This is a genomic window from Streptomyces carpinensis (assembly GCF_002154505.1).
GTDB lineage: Bacteria > Actinomycetota > Actinomycetes > Streptomycetales > Streptomycetaceae > Streptomyces > Streptomyces carpinensis.
The window spans coordinates 1-24,501 of the sequence record NZ_MUBM01000020.1 but is presented as its reverse complement, the minus strand read 5'-3'; the positions used below and the strand labels follow the sequence as shown (position 1 = coordinate 24,501).

The 24,501-nt window shown below is 68.6% G+C and carries 19 protein-coding genes and 2 pseudogenes; 13 read left to right on the top strand and 8 right to left on the bottom strand.

From position 1 onward, the window contains the following. Positions 1-548: 548 nt before the first annotated feature. On the bottom strand, positions 549-983 hold the full coding sequence (locus tag BZY54_RS03855) for an Rrf2 family transcriptional regulator (protein WP_086723114.1): 435 nt from the start codon (positions 981-983) through the stop codon (positions 549-551). A gap of 128 nt (positions 984-1,111) precedes the next feature. Here BZY54_RS03855 and BZY54_RS03850 point away from each other — a divergent pair, with 128 nt between their 5' ends. Continuing rightward, positions 1,112-1,864 carry an SDR family NAD(P)-dependent oxidoreductase gene (locus tag BZY54_RS03850; protein WP_086723113.1) on the top strand — a complete coding sequence of 251 codons (753 nt, stop codon included), beginning with the start codon at positions 1,112-1,114 and terminating at the stop codon, positions 1,862-1,864. 573 nt (positions 1,865-2,437) lie between these two features. On the opposite strand, the gene BZY54_RS52755 is transcribed toward BZY54_RS03850, so the two are convergent. From BZY54_RS52755 to BZY54_RS50750, 3 genes and pseudogenes are all read right to left on the bottom strand, one after another. Then, entirely contained in the window at positions 2,438-3,019 is a 582-nt protein-coding gene (locus BZY54_RS52755; RefSeq protein WP_279634641.1) for an MSCRAMM family protein, read from the bottom strand. Positions 3,020-3,148: 129 nt separating this feature from the next. Beyond that, positions 3,149-5,344: pseudogene (locus BZY54_RS03840) on the bottom strand (MMPL family transporter); the annotation flags it as partial. A 272-nt stretch (positions 5,345-5,616) separates the two neighbouring features. Next, a complete protein-coding gene (locus BZY54_RS50750; protein WP_158103807.1) occupies positions 5,617-5,754 on the bottom strand; it encodes a hypothetical protein in 138 nt (45 codons plus the stop codon). Positions 5,755-6,209: 455 nt separating this feature from the next. Here BZY54_RS50750 and BZY54_RS03835 point away from each other — a divergent pair, with 455 nt between their 5' ends. The 3 genes from BZY54_RS03835 (at position 6,210) to BZY54_RS03825 (ending at position 11,134) form a co-directional block, all read left to right on the top strand. Continuing rightward, the gene (locus tag BZY54_RS03835) at positions 6,210-6,656 is read left to right on the top strand and encodes an SRPBCC family protein (protein WP_086723110.1); all 447 of its coding nucleotides are present in this window, start codon (positions 6,210-6,212) and stop codon (positions 6,654-6,656) included. A gap of 217 nt (positions 6,657-6,873) precedes the next feature. Continuing rightward, entirely contained in the window at positions 6,874-7,296 is a 423-nt protein-coding gene (locus BZY54_RS03830; protein ID WP_244216941.1) for a transposase, read from the top strand. 403 nt (positions 7,297-7,699) lie between these two features. After that, positions 7,700-11,134 carry a hypothetical protein gene (locus BZY54_RS03825; RefSeq protein WP_086723109.1) on the top strand — a complete coding sequence of 1,145 codons (3,435 nt, stop codon included), beginning with the start codon at positions 7,700-7,702 and terminating at the stop codon, positions 11,132-11,134. 266 nt (positions 11,135-11,400) lie between these two features. On the opposite strand, the pseudogene BZY54_RS03820 reads toward BZY54_RS03825, so the two are convergent. Continuing rightward, positions 11,401-11,731 (bottom strand): annotated as a pseudogene (locus tag BZY54_RS03820) (IS110 family transposase); the annotation flags it as partial. On the opposite strand from BZY54_RS03820, the gene BZY54_RS03815 reads away from it, so the two are divergent. After that, on the top strand, positions 11,720-12,595 hold the full coding sequence (locus BZY54_RS03815) for a PhzF family phenazine biosynthesis protein (RefSeq protein WP_086723108.1): 876 nt from the start codon (positions 11,720-11,722) through the stop codon (positions 12,593-12,595). The pseudogene BZY54_RS03820 and the gene BZY54_RS03815 overlap by 12 nt on opposite strands. 983 nt (positions 12,596-13,578) lie before the next feature. Here BZY54_RS03815 and BZY54_RS03800 read toward each other — a convergent pair. Then, on the bottom strand, positions 13,579-14,034 hold the full coding sequence (locus tag BZY54_RS03800; protein ID WP_086723107.1) for a VOC family protein: 456 nt from the start codon (positions 14,032-14,034) through the stop codon (positions 13,579-13,581). Between the two features lie 114 nt (positions 14,035-14,148). Here BZY54_RS03800 and BZY54_RS03795 point away from each other — a divergent pair, with 114 nt between their 5' ends. Continuing rightward, positions 14,149-14,733, top strand: a complete 585-nt coding sequence (locus BZY54_RS03795) for a hypothetical protein (RefSeq protein WP_086723106.1) — start codon at positions 14,149-14,151, stop codon at positions 14,731-14,733. A gap of 212 nt (positions 14,734-14,945) precedes the next feature. Here BZY54_RS03795 and BZY54_RS03790 read toward each other — a convergent pair whose 3' ends face one another. Beyond that, positions 14,946-15,704 carry a FadR/GntR family transcriptional regulator gene (locus BZY54_RS03790; protein ID WP_086723105.1) on the bottom strand — a complete coding sequence of 253 codons (759 nt, stop codon included), beginning with the start codon at positions 15,702-15,704 and terminating at the stop codon, positions 14,946-14,948. A gap of 232 nt (positions 15,705-15,936) precedes the next feature. Between BZY54_RS03790 and BZY54_RS03785 the strand changes: the two genes are divergently transcribed. The 7 genes from BZY54_RS03785 (at position 15,937) to BZY54_RS50165 (ending at position 22,986) form a co-directional block, all read left to right on the top strand. After that, the gene (locus tag BZY54_RS03785) at positions 15,937-17,304 is read left to right on the top strand and encodes an MFS transporter (RefSeq protein ID WP_086723104.1); all 1,368 of its coding nucleotides are present in this window, start codon (positions 15,937-15,939) and stop codon (positions 17,302-17,304) included. Next, positions 17,301-19,064 carry a dihydroxyacetone kinase family protein gene (locus BZY54_RS03780; RefSeq protein ID WP_086723103.1) on the top strand — a complete coding sequence of 588 codons (1,764 nt, stop codon included), beginning with the start codon at positions 17,301-17,303 and terminating at the stop codon, positions 19,062-19,064. The genes BZY54_RS03785 and BZY54_RS03780 overlap by 4 nt, the downstream gene beginning before the upstream one ends. An 11-nt stretch (positions 19,065-19,075) precedes the next feature. After that, a complete protein-coding gene (locus BZY54_RS03775; protein ID WP_086723102.1) occupies positions 19,076-19,549 on the top strand; it encodes a ribose-5-phosphate isomerase in 474 nt (157 codons plus the stop codon). Then, positions 19,549-20,328: a triose-phosphate isomerase gene (locus BZY54_RS03770; protein ID WP_086723101.1), complete on the top strand. Its 780-nt coding sequence runs from the start codon at positions 19,549-19,551 to the stop codon at positions 20,326-20,328. The genes BZY54_RS03775 and BZY54_RS03770 overlap by 1 nt, the downstream gene beginning before the upstream one ends. Then, the gene (locus tag BZY54_RS03765) at positions 20,328-21,140 is read left to right on the top strand and encodes a sugar phosphate isomerase/epimerase family protein (protein ID WP_086723100.1); all 813 of its coding nucleotides are present in this window, start codon (positions 20,328-20,330) and stop codon (positions 21,138-21,140) included. Before BZY54_RS03770 ends, BZY54_RS03765 begins: the two co-directional genes overlap by 1 nt. Further along, positions 21,140-22,015 (top strand): phosphogluconate dehydrogenase C-terminal domain-containing protein, encoded by an 876-nt coding sequence (locus BZY54_RS03760; protein WP_086723099.1) that lies wholly within the window; start codon positions 21,140-21,142, stop codon positions 22,013-22,015. Before BZY54_RS03765 ends, BZY54_RS03760 begins: the two co-directional genes overlap by 1 nt. A gap of 551 nt (positions 22,016-22,566) precedes the next feature. Then, the gene (locus BZY54_RS50165; protein WP_143667989.1) at positions 22,567-22,986 is read left to right on the top strand and encodes a hypothetical protein; all 420 of its coding nucleotides are present in this window, start codon (positions 22,567-22,569) and stop codon (positions 22,984-22,986) included. A gap of 547 nt (positions 22,987-23,533) precedes the next feature. On the opposite strand, the gene BZY54_RS03750 is transcribed toward BZY54_RS50165, so the two are convergent. Beyond that, a complete protein-coding gene (locus BZY54_RS03750) occupies positions 23,534-24,268 on the bottom strand; it encodes an alpha/beta hydrolase (RefSeq protein ID WP_086723097.1) in 735 nt (244 codons plus the stop codon). Positions 24,269-24,501: the final 233 nt, after the last annotated feature.

Sequence of the window (24,501 nt, the reverse complement as noted above, 5' to 3'; positions counted from 1 at the left end):
TCCGGCTGGAAGTGGGCCGTGTGCCCCCACCCCGGATGCGGGTGGCAGGGCGATCGCGACCACGGGGCCTGGCAGCGGATCGCAGCCCGAGGCCTCGCGCACCAAAGCACAACCCTCACCGGCATCAAGACCCGGCACATGGCGATCCCCGCCGTCCTCAACCGGCTCGAAGCCACCGCAGTCATCACCACGGAACCTGAGACTTCCCGGGAGGACCGGTCGAAGACCGGGCCGACCCGGGGCAAGACTCCATGCCCCGCGCCCAGGCGACGCGGGGCACCCTCCCCGGCACGGCCGCCCCACGGCCGTGCCGGACAGCGTCCGGAGGGAAACGCGCCCACGGGCCGGACCCGACTGCCCCGCGCAGCCGACCGGAACCAGGCCGACAACGACACGATCAGCATCAGGACTCGTCGCAGGCACACGCCCCGCGGCGCAGCCTTGGGCGCAGGCTTCCACCTGCACGCCCACGCAACCCCATCCCGGTGGGTAAACAACCTCAGCCAGCCACCACGGCCGACTGAGGTTCCCTAAGCTAATCAGAGACCCTAGCGAGGTGCCGCGAGTACGTCCCGGAGTACGTTCTCGAGCGTGACGCGGGCCAGCTCGTGTCTCAGGGTCTCCTCGATGCCCTCGTAGATGCCCTGCATTGCCGGTTGGATGCCGTAACCCACCACGCATCCCTGGTCCGGGGTGGTGCGGTGCATCGCGAAAAGCGGGCCGGGTTCCACCGCCTCGTACACGTCGAGCAGGGTCATCGACTCCAGTTCGCGCGCCAGCGACCAGCCCGCGCCCACGCCCCGCCGGGACTCCACGAGCCCTGCCCTGCGCAGTTCGCCGAGCAGACGCCTGATCACCACGGGGTTGGTGTTCGCGCTGGTCGCGATCTGCTCGGAGGTGGCGACCTCATGGCCCTGGCGCTGGTAGAGACCGATCCAGGCCAGCGCGTGGGCGGCAAGGGTCAACCTGCTGTTGGCACTCATGAACCCCTCCTCTCGGCCGCAACGCTTCATGTTACGACAGGGCAGTCGTAACAGCAAAGGTTGCAACGGGATGTCGTAACGGTTAGCGTTACGACTGTCGGGAAGGGTCAATCAACGAGGTGAGAAGAATGAGCAAGCCGCTGACGGGCAAGGTCGCCCTGGTCACCGGGGGGTCGCGCGGGCTGGGTGCCGCGACCGTACGACTGCTGGCCGAGCAGGGCGCCGACGTCGCCTTCACTTATGTCAGCTCCGAGAAGCAGGCGCAGGCTGTCGTCGACGAGGTGCGCGGCAAGGGAGCGAAGGCCGTCGCCTTCAAGTCCGACCAGGCGGACACGAGTCAAGCGCCGGCGCTGATCGACGACGTGGTGGCGCACTTCGGCGGCCTGGACATCCTCGTCAACAACGCGGCGATCTCCGCGGCCGGCACGGTGGACGACCCGGACGCCGACACCGCCGCACTGGACCTGATGCACGCCACCAACTACCTCGGCGTCATCGCCATCATCCGGGCCGCCTCCCGAGTGCTGCGCGCGGGCGGCCGCATCATCACGGTGAGTTCCGGACTGGGCTCCCGGGTCGGTACCCCGGGAGCTGCCGACTACGCGGCGACCAAGTCAGGGGTCGAGAGGTACACCATGGGGGTCGCACGGGACCTCGGGCCCCGGAACATCACGGCCAACGTCGTGGAGGCCGGACTGATGGAGGGCGGCATGGAAAAGGAAACGCCCCCGGAGACCCTCAAGGCCCTGCTCAGCTCGCTGTCCCTGCAACGCATGGGTCACCCCGACGAAATCGCCGCGGCCATCGCCTTTCTCGCGAGCCCCGCCGCGTCGTACGTCACGGGCGCGGTGCTGGACGCCCACGGCGGCTACAACGCCTGAACCGGAAACCCCTGCCGCGCGCCCCGAAGGAGATCGCGCCTTCGGGGCGCGCACCGCCAACGACCCGCGCGTGCGCGGACGGCTCCCACGTGCGCGCGAAAGAGGGGGAGCGGCGACCGGTCCGTCGCCGGTCGACCGGCGAACCGCCCACCGTCACGAGGTAGTCGACGATGGCTGAGAAGCCGGCGTAGGCGGCGGGAGCCGAGCTGCCCACGGCCCAGGTGCGTGCACTCGCGGCGGCGAGCATGTCGTGATCCAGCTCGGCGAGCCGCGGCGAAAGGTAGGTGAAGCCGTTGCCGCGGTCGCCGAACATCTTGTACGGGGTGTGCCCAGAGCCTGGACGACGCCCGGAGCGCCGCTCGCTGTGGCGGGGCGGAGCCGGAAAGGGCGGGTGCGGGCAGCTCGCCCTGGAAGACCGGATCCAGCAGGTCGACCGTGGTGGTGTCGGCGAAGCGGGGCACGACGACGTCGGCGAGTTTGCGGGCGGTGCCTGCCCCGTCCCCACCGGCAGCGCTTCCGGATCCGCCCCTCTCGCGGAGGACCCGGAGGCCATGTGTTCGCAGGTGGTGCTTCTCAGGTGGGGCGTGGACTACTCGTCCGCGCGTGGTGCAGCCGGATGACGAAGCCGTCCACTCCCGCCCCGCCGACCTGCAGCGCGTCCGCCACCGGCGGGTAGCCACTGGCGACGATCGAGTACTCACCGGCGGCCAGGCCGGTGAAGGCGTACGCGCCGTCCTCGCCGGTGGTGACGGTGGCGACCACGGCGCCCGCCGTGTCCACCAGCGTGACCCGTGCATCCGGCAGTGGCCGGCTGCTCGCGCCCGCGCCCGCACTCACGACGCCTCGTACCGACGCGCCCGCCGCACTGTTCGTTCCGGAGAGCACGATGTCGTGGCTCAGCACCTCCGCGCCCACAGTGATCGTGGACGCGTGCGGCTGGTGCCCCTCGGCCGCCACGATCACCACGTAGCTGCCGGGCCCGGAGGCGTCCACCGCATACGAGCCCTCGGCGTCCGCCACGGAGCGGCCCAACTGCTGCCCGCTCGGAGAGATCACTGTCACCGCGGCACCCGCAACGCCCACGCCACTCGCATTGCGGACAGTGCCGCGGATGCCACAGAGGTCCGGCAGGAACAGCTCCTCAGCCGCACCCACTGCCGTACCGGCCAGGGCGAGCCGGGCATCGGACCCGGACACGGCCCCCACGGCCAGTGGCTCGCGCACGGTCTCTCCGGAGGCCGGGAGGCACGCCCCGACCGGCTGCGATACCGGGTCCTTCACGGCGTCGTACAGGTCGCGCAGGCCCTCGCCCTCGAGGTCGACGTTCGGCAGGGCACGGTCGAGCCACCTGGGCAGCCACCAGGCACCCTTGCCGAGCAGCGCCAGGACCGCCGGGACGATGGCCATGCGCACGATGAACGCGTCGAAGAAGACGGCGATCGCCAGACCGAAGCCGATCATCTTGATCATCGACTCGCTGGAGCCGATGAAGCCCGAGAACACCGCGATCATGATGACGGCAGCGGCCGTCACCACCCGGGTGCCGTACCGGAACCCGGTCACGATCGCCTCTCCGGGCTGCTCCCCGTGCACGTACGCCTCTCGCATACGCGTGACCAGGAAGACCTCGTAGTCCATCGCCAGGCCGAAGACGACACCCACCATGAAGATCGGCATCATCGACATCACGGGACCGGTCTCCTCGACGCCCATGAGGCCGGCGAGCCAGCCCCACTGGAAGACCGCGACGACGGCGCCGAGCGCGGCGAGCACGGAGAGCAGGAAGCCGAGCGCGGCCTTGAGCGGCACCAGGACCGAGCGGAAGACGACGATCAGCAGCAGGAACGCCAGGCCGACGACCAGCGCCAGATAGGGCAGCAGTGCGTGGTTGAGCTTCTGCGAGACGTCGATGTTCATTGCGGTGGAGCCGGTGACCAGCACCCTCGCGTCGGTGTGCGCCTTGATGTCGCCGCCGGCGTCACGGATGGCGTGCACCAGGTGCTCGGTCTTGGCCGAGGACGGCTTGGAGTCCGGAATCACGGTGATCATCGCGGTGTCACCGGACTTGTTGAACGCCGCAGGGGTCACCACGACCACGTCGTCGAGGCCCTTGACGGTCGTGGTGACCTCCTTGACGGCGGCCTTCGGCGCGTCGCTGGACTTCGCGTCGACGACGACCATCAGCGGCCCGTTGAAGCCGGGCCCGAACCCCTCGGAGAGCAGGTCGTACGCCCTGCGCTGCGTGGTGCTGGTCGGCTGCGAGCCGTCGTCGGGCAGACCGAGCTCTAGCGAGCCTGCCGGAATCGCGGCCGCACCCAGGCCCACGACGCCGAACAGCAGCACGCCGACCGGACGGCGGACGACGAAGCGTGCCCAGCGCGTTCCCATGTTCGGCTTCTGCGACGCGTGCTCTGCCTGGCCCTCGACCTTCTTGGCCTTGCGGCCACCGCCCAGCAGCTTGCTCTTCTCGCCCGCGGGCTTGACCTTCCTGCCCGCGTATCCGAGCAGTGCAGGGATCAGGGTGAGCGCGATGAGTACCGCGATGACGACGGTGCCGGCGGCCGCGACGCCCATCTTGGTGAGCATCGGGATGTTGACCACGGCCAGGCCGGCCAGCGCGATCATGACTGTGAGACCGGCGAAGACCACCGCGGAGCCCGCGGTGCCGACGGCCCGTCCGGCCGCCTCCTCGCGCTTCCGTCCCTCGGCCAGTTCGGCGCGGTAGCGGGAGACGATGAAGAGGGCGTAGTCGATGCCGACGGCGAGGCCGATCATCATCGCCAGGGTCGATGTGGTGGAGCCCAGGTCGAGCGTGCCGGCGAGCGCGGTGATCGTCGAGACACCGATGCCGACACCGATCAGCGCGGTGAGCAGCGGCAGCCCGGCCGCGAGCAGCGAACCGAAGGTGATCACGAGCACGACCGCGGCGACGCCGACGCCGATGACCTCGGTGGCACCGGTCTCGGGAACCGCCTGGAGCGCGTTACCGCCGATCTCGACGGTCAGCCCCTTGTCCCGCGCCTCCTGAGCCGTGTCCTCCAGCGCGTCGCGTGAGGAGTCCTTCAGCTCCATGCCGGAGACCTTGTACGACACCGTCGCATAGGCGGTCGTGCGGTCCTGGCTGACGGCCTTGGCCTGGAACGGATCGGCCACGGAGACGACCTCCGAGCCGGTTCCGAGCTCCTTGACGGTCTCCTTGACGGCGGCCTTGTTGGCGGAAGAGGTGATCTTCTCGCCGTCGGGCGCCTTGAAGACGACGCGCGCGGTGGCTCCGTCGGCGCTCGCGCCGGGGAAACGCTCCTCCAGCAGGTCGAAGGCCTTCTGGGCCTCGGTGCCGGGGATCGAGAAGGAGGTGGAGCCCGCTGTGGGCGCCTGTGCGGCGCCCACACCCGCGAGGGTCAGCAGCGCCACCCAGATCAGGGCGACGAAGTGCCGTCGCCGCAAGGCGAATCGGCCCAGTTCATAGAGGAATGTTGCCACGAGGAGGCACTCCCGGGTCAGGTCGTGGGGTCTTGAAGGGCATGGGGCATCGGCCCGACGACGTGAGCGCTCGCGTCAGGTGAAGCCCCCTCGTCCATATCGAAACGAAACCATTTCGCACGTGCCCCACGTCACGCCCGCCCTCGAAGCCGCCGAAACCGAACCCGGAAGTACACCCAAAAATCCCCACAACGACACAGCTTGCCATGACCCGTTTCGAGTAAAAGCACGGGTTGAGTGAGCGACGGACTCTGCTGCGCAATTCCTGACGTTCAGGCAGTGGATCGGTAGCTGAGGCGTTCGAGGGTGCTCGTTCGGTCGCGACCGAGTGGGTGTTCGGCCCAGTTGGCGTAGAGGCGGATCATGTTGGTCGCGGACTTGAACTCCGCCGCCGCCCCACTCTCACTCAAGAAACATAGAATCCATATTACGTATATTGGATCTTACTTAGAGCTCGTAACACGATCATGCCTTAGGGCTGGCTGACGGAGGCACAACCCGTTGAAGTGGCCCGGAGATATGGTGGTCGCCCTCACCATGGAAATGCGCCAGGCCCTGACAGGCACTTGGAGTGCAGCAGGGAGAGGGGCTGTTCGACAACGTACGCCGCTTGCCCGGGCCCTTGATGTTGGGAGCGCACTTGCGCAAGAGCAGCGGCAGGGGCCGGCGGCACCGCAGTTCACGGCGCACAGCCCGAGGAGTCGTACGCCGTGTCGCCCAGGACGGTCTCGCAGCGCCGTCGTGGGCGGTCGGCCCGCCGTCGTCCACTGACCGGATCGGGCGGCATCAGCGGCTCGATGCGGTCCCACGTCGCATCTTCGATCGACTGACCCACCATCAAGGAGGCACGCTTTAGCCTTGCCAGGTGTCGTCCTTCGCCGTTACTGCTACCTCGCACTCATCGGCGCCTGCCGCTCTCGTCTACGCAGCGCTCCTCGATGCAGAATCCTGGTCGTCGTGGACCTCCTACTACGAGGTTGAGATGGAGTTGCCCGCGGGACTCGAGCGACCGGTGCGCGTGGGTGACCTCCGCAACGTCCGTTCTCGCCTCGGGCGGGTGTCTTGCCGGGAGCGCATCGTCGAGTTGGTCCCCGATCAACGGTTCAGCTACGAACAGGCCGCCGAGCCACTCGCGTCTCATCACGGCTCTGTGAACCTCACCCGATCACCTCATGGCGGCACCGACATCACCTGGTCAGCAACCTACCGGCACTCCTTCCCACTTATGGACAGTCTCAGGAGACGACGCCTGCAGGTTCTGGTCCACGATCTCGCTTCATACGCCAACTCAATGGTGAGCCGACACTCCTAGAAGCTCGTAGCGCGATCACGATTCGGTCTTCTTGAGTCGTCTCCAGCAGATGAGGCTGCAGCCCAATGAGACGAAGGCATCGTGGAGTTCGAGACGTCGTACCCAGCGCACGGCGAGTCGCTTGAACTGGAGGAGCAGGGCGAAGGTCTGCTCGACGACACAGCGGAGCTTGCCCAGGCCCTTGATAGAAGCTGACCGGCTTCGAGAAGAAGACCGGTTGGCGCTAATCCATCACGCGACGAACATCCGGCACATGTGGGGCATCGCCGGCTCCCGGCAGATCCAGTTTCTCGACGCCCTGCACCGCCACCACCCGGAGGTCGAAGACCGCATCCGTACCGGCAAGGCCATGGGCCTTGCCAACCTGCCCTCCCGGTCATGGCAGATCGATGCGGCATGGATGCTCGCCGCGGACCTCGCCTGCGACCTCGACGCCTGGCTGCGTCTGCTCACCCTGCACGACAGCGAGGACCTGGCCAACGCCGAGCCGGACACCATGCGCTTCCACCTCTACCACCTGCCCGCCCGCCTGGCCCACCACGCCCGCCGCCGCTACCTGCGCATCGAGCCGACTTGGCCCTGGGCATCGGCGTTCACCACCAGCTGGAGGCGGCTTACCCAGCTCCCGGCCGCTACCTGACGGCCGGACCCCCATCCCGACGAGGACCAGGAAGGAGGACACCAGCAGCCTCCGGGCCCCCGGAACCCGGCGCAGCCGCGGCGTCACGCGACGACCCGTCATACACCGGCCAAGGACATTACGGGCGAACCGCCGGACCGATCAGCGATCAAACCCGCTGACGAATCGAGGTTGACTTCGAAGAGCCGCATTGGGGCGTCATCAGTAGCGAAACTTGGCTTTTTCGGATAATTAGGTGATTATCAGTCAGGTCCCATGCTGGGATGGCGTGGATAGTGGTGTCGTCGTAACATTTCCTCCCACAGAACGGATCTCGGGAAAAAGCAGGCGGTGTTCGGCGACACGGGATAAACCGGACTTGTTTGCGCCGCTTGTGAAAGCCACGAATCCGAGGGGGTGCGGAATGATCACGCAGCTTGGTTCCCTCGACGGCGCGATCGCCGCCGTTGAAGATGTCGATCGGGGTCTCATCTGGGTTCTCGAAGGTGAACGCCTCTGCCTGTCATCGTGGAACATGTCCGCTGGCCGGCTTGACCGGCACATCACCCTCGATTCCGCGCCGAGCGGCGTCGCGCTGAGCGGGGACCGCCGGGAGGTGCTGATCGCCTTCCGCGATGGGACGATCGCCTCTCTGCCCGCCGACAACCCGAGTGCGAGCCCGGCCCAAGTGGCCGCGACGGGGCGGGTACTCGGCCAGCTCGCGGCCACCGTGCCGCTCACCGGCCGCGGCCATGCGCTCGTGGTCTCCGAGGACGAGTCGCGTGTGCTCGCGGTGCGCCTCAGCGACGGTTCGGTGCGCACCCTCGTCGATGTCCCCGACCTGACCGGCGTCACCGTCAGTGCCGCGGATGTGTGGGCTGCTGCGACAACGGGGGGCGAGGGACGCCTGCTCAAGGTCACAACCGGCAGCACCCAGGGCCTCATCGCCGACCGGTTGCCCACCGGCCACGTGACCGTGAGCGCCGATCGCGAGCTGCTGCTGGTCGCCCACCCCGCCGCCGATCGCGTATCCGTCTTTCGCTTCGCCGACGGTAGCGTGACAACCCGCGCCACCGACCTCGCTGGCCTCAATGGGCGCATCGTCGAGGTGCACGGCCGCGACGACGGGCGATTCCTTGTCCTGACCGTCAACGGGCTCGCCATCGCCGACGAGCTGACCGACCTCGAGAGCCGACCACGGCTGGTGCCACCAGCCGAGCCGCTGTTCGTCGGCTCCTGGGTACCGCTGCAGTACGACCTGTCTGGCTCCTCGCTGACCGACGACGATCTGTCGTTCGTCGTGCACGGCGACCCCGACGCGGCGCTGATCTCCCACTCCTCGATCTCACCGGGTCTAGGCGGCAAGAAGGTTCCGATGCTGGTCGCCGGCGGGCTGCTCGGCACATTCGACCTTGCGATGATCGAGACGAAGTCGGGCCAGGAACTCGACCGTGTCAGCTTCGAGGTGACCGACCACTGGCGGGATCCCGACCATGGGCCGTCGAAGATGGTGCAGGGCGACAGCGCACCTCCGCCGGCCGGGGACTGGGGCGGCGGACCGAACACCCCGCAGAACCTCGGCACAAACACGCACAACGGACGGTGGCGCGTCCTCGTCCTGCTCGTCAACACCACCGATGGAGCGTTCCCAACCGCTCCCGCTGACCTCGCCACCGCCCGCAAGGCGATCCTCGACGAGGTCCAGGACGGCGTTGCCTTCAACGGCCAGATCAGCTCGGCACGCCACTACTACGAGGAGTTGTCGGGCTGGAACCCCGCCACCGGTCGCGGCCTCACCATCCAGGCCTACAGCAACCGGGTCTACGGTCCCGTGGACCTGCCGGAGGGCTGGACGAGCTACTTCGCCCAGAAGAAGAACGCCGCTGGGACGACCGTCGACGAGCGTTGGTCGTCACTGGGCGCGACCGTGCAGACGATCGTCACCCGTACGATCACGAGCGGCCTGCTCACCAAAGCCGATTACCACAACATCGACGTGCTGCTGATCGTGCCGTTCTCCCCAGATCGGCCAGGGGCGGGCTCCAAGCGCTTCGTGTGGCCGCATGCGTCCCTCGCGGCGCAGTCTTTTCTGGCCGGGAGTAAGGCGACCGACCAGGAAACCTTCGGCTTCATCTTCGCGCCGCCCGACTTCGCGGCGCAGGACGGCCGTCAGCTTCGCACGACCTTGTCGCATGAGCTCGGACACACGCTCGGGTTGCCCGACCTCTACGACTTCCCCACCTACCCGTCGAACGTCACGAACCGCCTCACCGGCGATTGGGACATGATGGCCGGCAGCCGCGACGCGCTGCCGCACTTCACGCTCTCCAACCGCATGCGTCAGGGCTGGGTCAACGCTGCCCACCTCAGACTCTTCAACTTCCGCGGGGTAGCCGGCGTCAACGAGACGGTCACGCTGCACGCCGCCGAGCTCAGCGACCCGCCGGCCAACCGCTTCCGCGGCATCGAGATCCGCCTGGCCGACGGTTGGAACACCTACGTGGAGTACCGTGCCCACCAGGGTGCCCAGATCGGCGACACTCTCCCGGCCGACCGCCGCGTGGTCATTACGGACGTCACCTCGGATGCGTTCACGACGCCCAACTCCCGCCCGCCGATCATTTTCGTCCAGAACGACGCGGACGGGGACGGACCCATCCTGGATGCTCCGGCCGACTACAAGGACGTCGACCCGGCCACCCAGAAGCTGTTGCGGGTCAAGGTCGACTCCACCGCTGCCGACCACGCGGTCGTCGCGGTGGAATACAGCTCCGGTCAGCGTCCCGACCCCGGCATCCGCCCCTGGACCGGCGCTCCCGACTGGCAAAGTCCTGACATCGAGATCCGCAACGCCAAGTCGTCGGCCGACCCCGCGCGCTGGTTCAACACACCCTGGGCCGGTCATCCCAACACCGTCGTCGCGAAGGTGCGCAACAGCGGCGACCTACGCTGCAAGGGCGTCGTCGTCGACTTCTACGCGATCGAGTTCTCCACGGGCGACGGTCCCATGGTGTTGCTGGGCAGCGACACCCGCGACATCCCGCCCGGCGAAGTCAAGGAGTTCACTACAGAGTGGACCCCGCCAAGCTCCACCGGCCATTACTGCATCGTGGTGCGTATCCGTCTCTACCAGGACCCGGACATCGCCGGCCTCATCGAGACGAACATCTACAACAACGAGGCACGGACCAACTACGTCCGCTTCGTATCAGAGTCGGCGTCGCCCTCCTCGCGCGTGGGGAGCGAGATCAGGCTGGCCAACCCGTTCGAAGAGTCCACGCTGGTGAGGGCGGTCGTGCACCAGACGCACCCGTTCCATCGCGTCTACATCGATCACCAGTGGTTGCGCGTGCCCGGAGGCGAGAGCCTGCCAGTGCGGGTATTCGACGAGGCGCTGATCGGGTTCCCTGAAGCGATGGCCTACGGCGACATCTCCTCGCGGTTGTGGGAAGTCGACAACCGGGTCAGCGTAGAGGGCTGGGCGGAGCGGCCGTTCCCGGCCGACTGCGGTACGCCAATCCTCACCGGCGGGGTCGGCATCCGCGTCGGCGCCGGTCGAGCGACGGTGACGCAGATCGAGGAGGCGCGCTTCGGTTTCGTCACCGGCACCGTGAAGTTCTTCGCCGGTGCCGGCGGCACGCCAGAGGGCAAGATTGTTGTCGTCGCGCAGGAGACCGACGACACCGGTGCGATCGATCCGATCGGGGACCGGGTAACCGGCGAGGGCACCGTCCATGACGGGCGCTTCGCGGTTGAGTTCCGCTCGCTCGATGCCGACCACGGGGTCCTGCGGGCGTACTTCCTTGGGGGCTATGGCGCGGCTCCATCCGAGAGCGAACCGGAGCATGCGCGTCGGTGAGTGCTCGCCGCAGTGGTGCACGCGCCAGCAACAGGTTGTGGGCCTCGCTGATCTACTCCTCGCGGGCGCCACCTTTGCCGCGGTTCACGCAGCGGTGGACGGTCAGGTCCTGCCGGGTGGCGCAGTGTCCAATGCGGCGCCATCGCGCGAGTAGACGATGGCCTTCACCACGCCGGCGGGCCCGGTTCGCCGTCGTGACTTCACAGCACGGGTCTCCTCGCTTGCCCCGCGCGTCGGACCAGCCCGGGGATGGCGTCCGCGCGTAGAGCCTTGCCGGGATGGAGATCGGCGATCCGGCGCATCGTGAGACCGGGCAGACAGGCGTCCTGGCCACTCATGTCGTGGGCGACTGCGATGGGCATGCGCCGATGGAGGCCGGCCGGTGGACGATCAGGAGCACGGTGCCGTGCTCGGCCTGCAAATTCGCCAGGACTTCGCGGAGTTTGGGCTCGCTGTTGGGTAGCCGCTGGTCGGAGGCTTCTTCCCGGTTGAGGTGACGGCGGTGGCGTGGTGTTCGCCCTTGTGGACGTCCAGGCCGAGGAAGAGGCCGGAATAGTCGCGGGCTCGCCCCGTGTTGCCGCAAACATGACGACCAATGCGCCGCGGCCCGAGGTCCTGCGATACACCGCCTTCTCCAGCGCCCCGGACGGCGGAAACCCCGCCGGCGTCGTTCTGGACGCCACCGCCCTGGATGACAGCGACATGCTGGCTATCGCCGCCGATCTCGGATACTCGGAGTCCGCGTTCCTGACCGCGCCCCCGGAGGGCCTCGGCGGCCAGGAGGGGCGGGCGTACAGCATTCGTTACTTCAGCCCCAAAGCCGAGGTGCCGTTCTGCGGGCACGCCACCGTTGCGACCGCCATCGCGCTCGCCGAGCGGATAGGCCCCGGGGAGTTGGTATTCGCGACGCGCGCCGGCACCGTGCCGGTGGAAGTGGCCGAGGAGGACGGGACGGTCAGGGCCACACTCACCAGTGTCGAGCCGCACATCGAGGAGATCGCCGATGCCGACATCACGGAGGCACTCGCTGCGCTCAGCTGGCCGGCCGCCGATCTCGACCCGGCCTTCCCGCCCCATGTCGCGTTCGCAGGTGCCCGCCATCTGGTCCTCGCGGCGGCGACACGCGCGCGCCTCGCAGATCTCGCGTACGACTTCGCGCGCCTCGAAGCCCTGATGCACCGCTTGGACCTGACCACGGTCCAGTTGGTGTGGCGAGAGTCGGACACGGTCTTCCATGTCCGTGATCCGTTCCCCGTCGGCGGCGTCGTAGAAGACCCGGCAACCGGTGCCGCAGCCGCCGCGTTCGGTGCGTATGCCCGTGAGCTCGGCCTGGTCCCCGAGGACGCCGTGCTCACCCTGCACCAGGGCGAGGACCTGGGCCGCCCCGGCGAACTCACGGTGACGCTGCGCGCGGGCGACCCGCGCGTCCGTGTCAGCGGCACGGGAGCGCGCATCAGCTGACAGAGAGTTCTGTCCCGGTGAGATTGTTCGGCCCGAGGTTCAGGCGTCGCGCCACTTGCATCTGGCAGGTCGCTGGCATACGAGCGCTGTCGCGTCATCTTTCGGCAGTACCGTCAGGCAGGGCACCGCCCCATGGCGCGAATGGTGGCAACCCCGGGGCACGCGCTGTGCTCCACGGCCACCACCACCGGCTCTGACCTCTGGCCCGAGGGTCAAAGCCCCCACACCATCCAGGTTCCGGGTGTGGACGAGTGGCTCACCGCCATCGCCACCGGGGAAGCCGTCGGCGTCACCGCCGAAGGCACCAGCCACCACCATGCCCACCCCGGTGTTCGTTACCTTCCGTCGGCCGACGCCGACGCCGACTCCGTCACCCTCTACCCGCCTGGTCGGCCATCCCGGCACACACGGCCACCGAATCATTCCTGCACCTGGCGCAGCAGTACCTACAGCCGACCAGTACGGGGACTGCGGCAGAGTGAGCGGCATCTTCGGGGAGGCCTGACTCCCTGCCCCAGTCAAGCGGCTCGCTGATGTCTGACATCAGCGGAAAGCCCATGTCGATCGTGGTGACGGCCGGGCAGCGCGGCGACTCGCCACAATTCGAGCCCCTGCTGGAGAGTGTCCGCGTACCCCGCATCGGATCGGGCCGGCCGCGCGTCCGCCCCGATCGAGTACGCGCGATCGGGCGTACTCCTCCGCAAGAACCGAGCTACCTGCGCCGCCGTGTAATCCGCTGCACTATCTCATACAAGGCTGACCAGGCCCGCAACCGCAGGAAGCTCGGCTCCCGTGGCGGCCGACCGCCGCGTTTCGGTGCGGTGGATTACCGGCAGCGCCATGCGGTTGAGTGCGGGATCAACCGACTTAGAAGGCATAGGGCAGGGGCCACGAGGTACGACAGGCTCTCCGTCCGCTACGAGGCGACTGTGCTGGTCGCAGCCGTGAACGAGTGGCTGTGACCAGCACACTGAGAACGGCCCTCACACGACGTCGAATTCGTTGCCCTCGGGGTCCTGCACGGCGGCGGCGTAGAGCCCCATGCCCGGCTCATCCTTGATCCGCAGCACGGTGGCACCAGCTTTGACCAGCCGTTCCACCGTAGCCTTGACCCGCTGTGTGCGGACGTCCAGTGGGACGTCACGGCCCCCACCGACCTTCAGGTCGAAGTGCCACCGGTTCTTGGCGACCTTCGGCTCCGGAACCTGCTGGAACCACACCCTCGGTCCACGTCCCGCGGGATCGATGATCGACTCCGGAAGATCCCCGGCGCCGGCCGGCAACTCTGCCTCGGGCACCCCCTCCGCCGCCCAGTAAGCACGCCACGTGGCGTGCCCGCCTGGTGGAGGCTCAGGCACGTAGCCCAGGGCCTCGGCCCAGAAAGTCACCATTGCCTGCGGATCGGAGCAGTCGATCGTCAGCTGCACTGTCATCTCCATGCTCGAAGCATCCCAGGCAGGTCTGACAGACGAGGCACTTTCGCAACAGGCCCTACCCGGCACGAGCTCGTTAGCTCACTGATCGATGTCAGATGCGCGCAGTAACTTCCCCACGTGGGTGTGTACCTGATGAGCGTCGGCGCGGAGGAATGGTTCGGTGACGAGGAAGACGGATGGGGTGAAGTCGCCTCAGCGCTCAACGCTGAGCTCAGGCGGAGGAGTCTGCCGCCCTACGAGGACGTACCCCCGGAGACGGACTTCGCATCTGGCTCGGGGCAGGCCTTCGAGGAGAAGCTGACACCCTCCATGGCCGGGTTCCTCGCCTTGTGCCAGACGCACCTGTCACAAGAGGAATCGGAGACCCTTTGCGGCTGGACCGTGCTCGTGCCCCTCTCGCTCGATGAGGAGATCTGGTTGCCCATCGACTCCGGCTACTGCGAGTCGACCATGGTCGCCGGCGCTCCCCAGGTGCTACCACTGGCGGAGAAGCTGGCGGCAGCCATCGGACTGCCGCCCGAAACCCCGGCGACATGCGACAACCTCGACCTGAGCATGTGGTTCATGGACCAAGCAACGGAACTGGCCGCTACTCGAACAGGACTGTGGAGCACTGACCTGGACACAGCCTTCCACGTCGCACTGTTCCTGCGCGCTGCCCAGCACTCGATCCGGCGTGGCTGCCCCGTCGTCTGCATCTGAGACCCATCTTCGCGAGTCCGGAGCGTGCGGCGCTGCCCGGGGTCTGCGCCCACGGTCCGGCGGCCGCTGTCGACGCCCGGAGCCAGACGCGGGCGTCCAGCGCCGGGGTCCATGAACTGCGGCGCGCCGGGCTGCCGCACTGAGCCCGTCAATTCCGGACCCGTGGGTTCCGGGCGCGGTGGTCGGTGGTGCCGGGTGCCCGCGGGAGGGTGTCAGGAACTGGTCTGCATCGATGCGCGCAGCCGGGCGCTGGCCATCTGCATGTGCTCGGCCATGGCGCGGTCGGCGGCCTCGGGGTCGCGGTCGCGGATGGCCTGGAGTACCGCGCCGTGTTCGCACAGCGTGCCGCTGACGGTGCCCTCGATGTCGCTGACGCGCTCCATCCACACCTGAAGAAGCGCGCGGATGCTGTGCAGGATGTCGCTGAGCACGGAGTTGCGAGCGATGCTCGCGCACTCGAGGTGAAAGGCGATGTCCGCGTCGATGAACGCCTTCACGTCGCCACCGGCGTCGCGCATGTGCCGCAGGTGTTCCTCCAGCCGTGCCACGTCCTCGTCGGTGGCGCGCTCGGCGGCCAGGCGGGCGGAGACGCCCTCCATGTAGGTGCGTACCTCGACCAGGTCCTGGGTGCGGCGCTGGCCGAGCATCAACCCCCAGTTGATCGCGCGGGGCAGGAACTCGGAGGTGCCCTCGCGGACGTAGGAGCCGGATCCGGGGCGGATCTCGATGATGCCGAGTACGTCCAGTGCGGACAGCGCCCCGCGCACGCTGGAACGCGCGACTCCGAGGGCTTCGGCCAGCTGTCGTTCGGCGGGGAGCCGGGTGCCGGGTCGGATGTCGCCGGCGGACAGGTGGTCGAGGAGCCGCTTGGCGACCTCGCTGACGGAGGACTCGCGCACCACGGGGCGCAGGAGTTGGGCCAGGTCTGGGGCGGCGGGGTGCTGCTGATCAGGCTGACGGGTCACGGTCACCAGTCAACCAGATCGGACCGTGTGTCGCTGACCTGTGCCTTCCTTTGAGGCCAGGTCGGCTCTGTCAACGCCGGACTTCGATACTTTTTGTGACCCACGGCACACTGGTAAATTGGTGACCAATTTCGGATGTGGGGCTTAGCGTGAGGTGCGAGCCGGTCGGACGAGCTTCCTCGTGCCGCCGGCGTGACCCACCCCGGACACGGTGGTCCGGGCGAGCCGAGGAGTCGCTATGGGTGCCGAGCCGCCATCCACGGCAGTCGAGAGAACTGCCATCAAGAAGGTTTCCGTCCGCCTCGTGCCGTTCGTGGCGTTGATGTTCTTCGTCAACTACCTGGACCGCACGGCCGTGTCGTTCGCGGAGCCGAACGGGATGGGGGAGGACCTTGCCCTGACAGCCGCCCAGTTCGGCTTCGCGTCCGGGATCTTCTTCCTCGGGTACATCGTGCTCGAGGTCCCCAGCAACATGGCCCTGCACCGCTTCGGTGCCCGCCGCTGGCTGGCCCGCATCATGGTGACCTGGGGCATCGTGTCCCTGCTGTTCACCTGGGTCAGCGGCAGCAGCCAGCTCTACGCCCTGCGCTTCCTGCTCGGAGTGGCCGAGGCGGGCTTCTTCCCGGGCGCCATCCTCTTCCTGAGCCAGTGGGTGCCCGCCCGGCACCGCACCAAGGTGCTCGGGCTGTTCTACCTGGCCCAGCCCCTCACCACCGTCTTCGGCGCGCCGCTCGCGGGCTGGCTCATCGGCCGCCAGGGCCTGTTCGGCCTCGAGGGGTGGCGGGTGATGTTCCTGTTCATCTCGCTGCCCGCGATCCTGCTGGGTGTCATCGCCTGGTTCTACCTCATCGACCGGCCCGCGGACGCCAAGTGGCTGACGCCCGGCGAACGAGACTGGCTGACGAAGGAGCTCGCCGCCGAGAACGCCCACAAGACGGGCCACGAGGGCAAGCACGCCAGGGGCGACCTCAAGGCCGCGTTCGGCAGCGGCCGGGTCTGGGGCCTCGCCCTGGTCTACTTCGGCTTCGTCTACGGCCTGTACGCCCTGGCCTTCTTCCTGCCGACGATCATCAACGGCTTCCAGGAGCAGTACGACACCTCGTTCAGCGTGATGGACAAGGCCTGGATCACCGCCATCCCCTACCTTCCCGCCGCTGTCGTGCTGTTCTTCTGGACGCGGCACGCCACCCGCAACGGCGCCCGCACCTGGCACGTGGCCGGACCGGCCGTGGTCGGCGGCATCTCCGTCCCCCTGGCCCTGTACATGGGATCGCCGACCGTCACGGTCGCAGTGATCACCGTGACCGCCTGCTCCATCTTCGCCGCCCTGCCGGTCTTCTGGGCCGTGCCCTCCCGTTTCCTGACCGGCGCCGCCGCCGCGGCGGGCATCGCCCTGATCAACACGGCGGGCAACGTCGCCGGGTTCGCGGCGAGCTATGTCACCGGATGGCTCAAGGACTGGAGCGGTGACTACTACGTCCCCCTCTACCTGGTCGGCTTCTTCATGCTCCTGTCCGCCGTCCTGATGATCTGGCTCGCCGCCCGCAACCGCACCGCGGAACCGACCCCCAGCCCCGAGCACCAGCCCATGGAGTCCCTTCGATGACCCGCCTGTTCAATGACCCCGCCGCCTTCGCCGACGAGGCCCTCGAAGGCTTCGCCGCCGCGCACCGGCGCCGGGTGCGCCCCGTCACCGGCGGGGTCGTCCGGGCCGGCGGCACACCGGCCGGACAGGTTGCGGTCGTCATCGGTGGCGGCTCCGGCCATTACCCGGCCTTCTCCGGCCTGGTGGGCCGGGGACTGGCACACGGCGCGGCCGTCGGCAACGTCTTCGCCTCGCCCTCCGCCCAGCAGATCCGCTCCGTGGCCCGCGCCGCGCACGCCGGAGCGGGAGTGCTGCTGATGTATGGCAACTACGCCGGAGACGTCCTGCACTTCGGACAGGCCGCGCAGCGGCTCGCCGCCGACGGCATCGAGGTGCGGACGTTCGCCGTCACCGACGACATCTCCAGCGCGGCCCCGGAGGATTCCGCCAAGCGTCGGGGCATCGCCGGCGACCTCCCAGTCTTCAAGGCCGCGTCCGCCGCAGCCGAGCAGGGCCTGTCGCTGCAGGAGGTGGTGCGTGTCGCCGAACGCGCCAACGCCCGCACCCGCTCCTTCGGCATCGCCTTCTCCGGCTGCACGCTCCCCGGCGCCGACCAACCGCTGTTCACCGTCCCCGAGGCGCGCATGGCCGTCGGTCTCGGCATCCACGGCGAACCGGGCATCGGCGAGGAGTCCCTGCCGACCGCGGACGACGCGGCACGGCTCCTCGTGAACACCCTGCTGAAGGAACTGCCCGACGACGTCGGCGCCGCCCGCGGACAGCGCGCCGCAGTGATCCTCAACGGCCTCGGCTCAGTCAAGTACGAGGAACTGTTCGTGGTCTACCGGGAGGTCGCCCGTCTCCTGGGCGATGCCGGCGTGGAGATCGTGGACCCCGAGGTCGGCGAACTCGTCACCAGCTTCGACATGGCCGGTGTCTCCCTCACACTGACCTGGCTGGACAGCCGGCTTGAGGAGCTGTGGCGAGCGCCCGCCGACGCGCCCGCCTACCGCAAGGGCGCCTTCGGTACCCCCGACGCGTCCGCGGCGGGCCCGGCCTCCGACGCGACGGACACCGCCGGCGACACGGACACCGCTGAAGCGGTTCCCGCCGCCTCCGAGAACTCCCGGCACAGCGCCCGCACCGTCCTGTCCGCGCTGGAGGCGGTGGCCGACACCGTCGACGCACACGCCGAGGAACTCGGCCGGATCGACGCCGTCGCCGGTGACGGCGACCACGGCATCGGCATGCAGCGCGGCGCCACAGCCGCCCGCCGAGCCGCCGCGGCGGCAGCCGACGCCGGCGCGGGCGCCGGCACCCTTCTCTCCCGCGCCGCCGACGCCTGGTCGGACAAGGCGGGCGGCACCTCCGGCGCCCTGTGGGGCACCATCCTGCGCTGTCTCGGCGCCGCCCTCGGCGACCAGGACGCCCCGACGGCGGCCCGTGTCTCCGAAGGGGTCGCGCAGGCCTCCGCCGCCGTACGCCGGCTGGGCGGAGCCGAGGTCGGTGACAAGACCATGGTCGACGTCCTTGTCCCCCTCGCCGACACCCTGAACCGCGCCGTGGCCGACGGCCAAGCGCTGCCCGAGGCCTGGGACCGCGCCGCCACCGCCGCCGAGGCGGCAGCCGCCGCCACAGCCGACCTGCTGCCCCGCAAGGGGCGGGCCCGGCCCCATGCCGAGAAGTCCCTCGGCACCCCGGACGCGGGCGCACACTCGCTCGCGCTCATCACCCGCGCCGTCCACGGCGTTCTGCTCAACCACCGCCTCGACCAGGACTGAGGAAAACCGATATGGCCGAAAAGCTCCGCATCGTCGTCGGATCCGACGACGCCGGTTACCAGTACAAGGAAGCGCTCAAGCGGGATCTGCAGAACAGTTCCCTGGTCGCCCAGGTCACCGACGTCGGCGTCGACGCCGACGGCCACACCGCCTACCCCAAGGTCGCCATCGCAGCCGCAGAGATGGTCGCCCGAGGCGAGGCCGACCGGGCCCTGCTGGTGTGCGGCACCGGTCTCGGCGTCGCCATCGCCGCCAACAAGGTCAAGGGCATCCGCGCGGTCACCGCACACGACTCCTTCTCCGTCGAGCGGGCGATCCTGTCCAACAACGCGCAGATCCTCACCTTCGGCCAGCGCGTCATCGGCCTCGAACTCGCCCGCCGCCTGGCCGCCGAATGGCTCACCTATCGCTTCGACGAGACCTCCCCGTCAGCCGCGAAGGTCCAGCTCATGTGCGAGTACGAGAACGACGAGGCAGCTGCCTGATGCCTGCCCCCGCACCACCGGCCGTCCTGCTCGGGGTGAGCCTGAAGATGTACTTCGGCCACCATCAGACCCTCAACTGGGCCCGCAAGATCGCCTCCCTCGCCAAGCACCACCCGGCCGTCGCCTCGGGCAGGGCCCGCCTGTTCGTCCTGCCCGCCTTCACGGCCGTCGTCCCGGCCGCCGGCATCCTCGCGCCGTACGACATCGCGATCGGCGCGCAGGACATCGCCACCGAGGACACCGGCCCCTACACCGGCGAGATCGGCGGCCCGGTCCTCCAGGAGATCGGCTGCCGCTACGCCGAGGTCGGCCACGCCGAACGCCGCCGCCTGTACGGCGAGGGCGACACGGTCGTCGCGGCCAAGACGGCCGCCGCCCTGCGCAACGGCCTCACCCCGGTCCTGTGCGTCGGCGAACGCGACCAGGCCGACCCCCACGCGGCCGCCGAGCGCACCGTGGCAGAGGCCGCGCGGCTGCTGCACGGCCTCCACGGGGCTGTCGTCCTGGCGTACGAACCCCAGTGGGCCATCGGCGCGCCGGAGCCGGCCTCCGCCGACCACATCGCGACCGTGTGCACGGCTCTGCGCGGCTGGCTCGACACCCGGCCGCAGCACAGCGGATCCACCGTCATCTACGGCGGCAGCGCGGGCCCGGGCCTGCTGACCCGCCTCCAGGGCTCCGCGGACGGACTGTTCCTCGGCCGGTTCGCGCACGACCCGGCGAACGTCGAGGCCATCCTCGACGAGATCCGCACCCCGACGTCCGCGGGGGTGGCCTGATGGCGTACGGCATCAGCACCTACGCCTACTTCTGGCGCATCTCCTCCCGCGCGCCGCAGCCGATGAGCCTCACCGACATGCTCCGTGACACCGCCCGGCTCGGCGGCCAGGTCTTCCAGATCTGCGACTACGCACCCATCGAGTCCTACGAGGCGGCCCGGCTCGCCGACGTCCGCGCCACCGCACGGGACCTCGGGCTACGCCTGGAACTCGGCACCCGCGGTGTCCGCCCCGCCCACCTGCTCAAGTACCTCGACATCGCAGGCGAGTTGGGAGTCAGCCTGATGCGCTCGATGCTCAACACGACCGACCACCGCCCAGACTCCGCAGAAGCGGTGACCCTGCTGAAGCAGACCGTGCCCCGGTACGCCGACGCGGGTGTGACTCTCGGCCTGGAGACCTACGAACAGGTATCTACCGAAGACCTGCTGACCGTTGTCCGCGGAGTCGACGACCCGCACCTGGGCGTCGTCCTGGACCCGGGCAACAGCGTCGCCCGCCTGGAACGGCCCGTCGACGTCGTGGCCGCCACCGCACCGTACGTGGTCAACATCCACGTCAAGGACTTCGCCTTCACCCGGCGGGACGGCTGGGTCGGTTTCACGTACACAGGCTGCCCGCTGGGCGAGGGTCTCCTCGACCACGACGGCATGATCGCCGCCGTCCGGGCGGCACGGCCGGAGGACCACGGCAGCATCAACCAGATCGTGGAGCACTGGCTCCCGTGGCAGGACGAGGGCTTCGACGCCACCGCCCAGCTCGAACACCAGTGGACGCAGCACAGCATCGACACTCTCCTGAGGAGCAAGTAATGGCCACCGAGATCCAGACCCAGGTCGACGTGAAGACCGTCGCCGTCATCGGGGCCGCCGGCAAGATGGGCCAGCGCGTCTCCAACAACCTGGTCAAGAGCGACTTCCGGGTGCTCTTCAGCGAGGCGTCCCCCAAGGGCCGGCAGCTCATCCGCGACCTGGGCCGCGAACTGACCGAGTCCGCCGACGCCGCCGCCGAGGCCGACGTGGTGATCCTCGCCGTTCCCGACGTCGTGCTCGGCAAGGTCTCCCAAGACCTCGTGCCGCTGATGAGGCCCGGCACCGTCGTGCTCACTCTCGACCCGGCCGCCGCGTACGCGGGCCTGCTGTACGTTCGCGACGACATCCACTACGCCTGCGCCCACCCCTGCCACCCGTCGGTGTTCCTCGAGCGCACCACCAAAGAGGAGTGGCAGGACACCTTCGGCGGCATCGCCGCCCCTCAGGAGGTCGTCGCCGCGTACGAGGGCGGCGACAGCGACAAGCAGCAACTGGCGGAATCCGTCATCCGTACGATGTACGCGCCCGTGATCGACGTCCACTGGGTCACCGTCAAGCAGCTCGCCGTACTGGAGCCAACCCTCGTCGAGACCATCGCCTGCATGGTCGGCGCCCTGCTGACCGAGGCCCTGCACGAGACCGTCCACACGGTCGGCGTACCGGAGAAGGCCGCCCGTGCCATGCTCCTCGGGCACACTCAGGTCGCCCTGGCCAACACCCTCAAGGGCGACAACCCGTTCTCGGACGCCTGCCTCATCGCCATGGACTACGGCCGCGAGTCCATCGTCCGGGACGACTGGAAGAAGGTCTTCGCCGACGACGAACTCGACAAGGTCATCACGCGCATGCTGAAGATCAAGGAAATCAAGCGCTGAGCCCAGCGTCCCGAACACGGCCCGTGCCTTCACCCGACCACCGGGGCCGGCGCGGGCCCGTCCTTTGGCCGCTCACCCGCATGTCCAGGCCGCCTCGACTCCACCGCGAATGGTCGCGGACCCCGATGATGTCGCCGTGTCGGTCCTCGGAGTCGTCACACACTCAGGCTCACCATGGGATGCGGTTGTGGTGACCGACGGAGGGTGGTTTCTGTGAACAGCACCGCGCGGCGGGCGTCGGGTTCGACGGCCGCCGGCCGTTCGGCTGGTGCCAGGACGGCAACGACAGGTCCTGCCATGCGCACCAGGCTCACGGAAAAGCCGGGAACCTCCGATGTCGGCCTCCCATTCCGTGCCGGTGGGGTCGCGGCGAGCGCGGCCCCCGTTCCGCGAGTAGGACGCCGCGTGCTACCGCGCGCGATTACCGGACTACAGCGCTGGTTTACTCCCTTCTCATCCCAACAAGGTATTGCCCGGACCGTTCACCCGCTTTTAGCGTTCTATCGCGTTACCGCGAGGTTCGCGACCGCATAGGCCAAGGGGGAAGCAGGATGGAGAAGTGCACGCGCAGTCTTCGTCGTCTCTTCGTCGCCGGGACCATGGCGACGCTGATCGCGGCAGGCTCTCTCGGAGCGGCCACGAGCGCTTCGGCCGCTGTCCGATACGACGTCAAGCACGTGACGTACAAGGGCTGCACGGCCACGCTGGACATGAACAAGACTAGTTCTGGTAAGTGGTATGCCCGGGGGCGCTTTCTGAAGGACCCTGACTGGAACGTCGAATGCCGGATGATGCTGCAGCAGCGCAAGGGCTCCGGTTCGTGGAAGCGCATCAGCTACCTCTACGTCGTAGAGAACGGCCATGCCTACGAGCGCACCGGATGGCACCGTGACGGGGCGGGCTACCAGGCCCGCGTGTGTCTGCAACACGTCTACTCCGAAACGAAGTGGCACTGCAGCGGCGGCTACTGACCTGGTGCCGTTACCAGAAGGTCAGGCGCTCGTGATGTCGAGGCGACCGGGATGCGCGCTGGGAAACGCACTGAGGTCGAACTCGTCCGGAACAGCAGCTCCACCACAGCATCGTCGGATTCCTGCAGACCGCAGGCGTGGTCGCTGACGGAGAAGTGCCATGTCGCGCCCCCGGGAAGTCGCAGACGGCCGGCTGTCGGCAGCGATCGCAGGCGGGAGGCCACGTACCCGGACCACCTCCGACCACACCGTGATCCGGGGCACGGTGCTTCCAGCAGGATGCGTTGTGCGGTGCTGCCCATGATGGGTTTGCCTACCGGGGATCGGCGGCGTGGCTTTGTTCACGAGAACCGACAGCACCTGTACACAACTGTGGGCAGCACTCGAAGCTCTGCAGAAATCGAACAGTTCATGACTGCGGGCCCCTGCCGAGAGTTCAGCAGGGGCCCACGGTGTGGAGAGCTACGGAGGGCCGGGACCTTGTCCTCGATGAGCGGCATGCCGGCCGACGTCAGCTACCGTCTGCTGCCGGTCTGACGGTCCGGCCTCACTTCAGATGTCGGGTGAAGAACTGGGCCGCGGCGTCTCCCGCGAACTGCGGGACGCCGGTGTGCCCGCCCATGTTGGCGTGCAGGGACTTCTCCTTGGAGCTGAAGGCGTCGAACAGGTCCAGGGCCGCCTGCCGGTCGTTCCCTTCGTCGTCCCACTGCAGCAGGACGTGCAGTGGAATAGTGACCTGCCGAGCCTCCTCGAACATGGCGCGAGGCACGAGACTCCCGGCGAAGAGACCGGCGGCCACGATGCGCGGTTCGACCACCGCAAGCCGGATGCCGATGGAGATCACTCCCCCCGAGTACCCGACCGGGCCGCCGATCTCGGGCAGCGAAAGGAGGGCGTCCAGGGCGGCCTGCCATTCCGGGACTGCCTTTTCGACCAGCGGGAGGATGAGGGCGTCGACGATCTCGTCGCTGACCGGCTCGCCGGCCTCCATCGCCCGGCGCAGGTCGGCGCGGGCCTGCTCGGCGGCGGGCCAACGGGGCCGGTCGCCGCTTCCGGGGAGCTCGATGGTGGCCGTGGCGAAGCCCTCCGCCGCGGAGTGCCGGGCCCGGGCCACCAGTCGGGGGTACATCTTGCGCAGCCCGAGGGGAGGGGGGCCGAGCAGGATCAGCGGCACCGGTGCGGATGCGGATGCGGGTGTCCACAGGATGCCGGGGATCTCACCGAGGGTGAATTCGCGTTCGAGGACGCCGTCGTCGAGGCGCTGCTCGGAAGTGAAATGCATGGTCGTGCCTTTCGGGAGTGCACTGGGACGGCGCTCCCGGACGACCTGTCTATCGCCCGACCGTGACCCCGGAGGGGAGCACCCATGTCGATACTGCGTTCACGGGTACCACCTCCTCGATCTCTCGCACGGCCTCCGGAAATGTAGCAGTGGTCGCCCCCCGTCCGCCAAACGGTTTTTGGCGGAGCCACTGTGGCCGCACACCACGGTGACAGTACACAGAGCCACTCGGG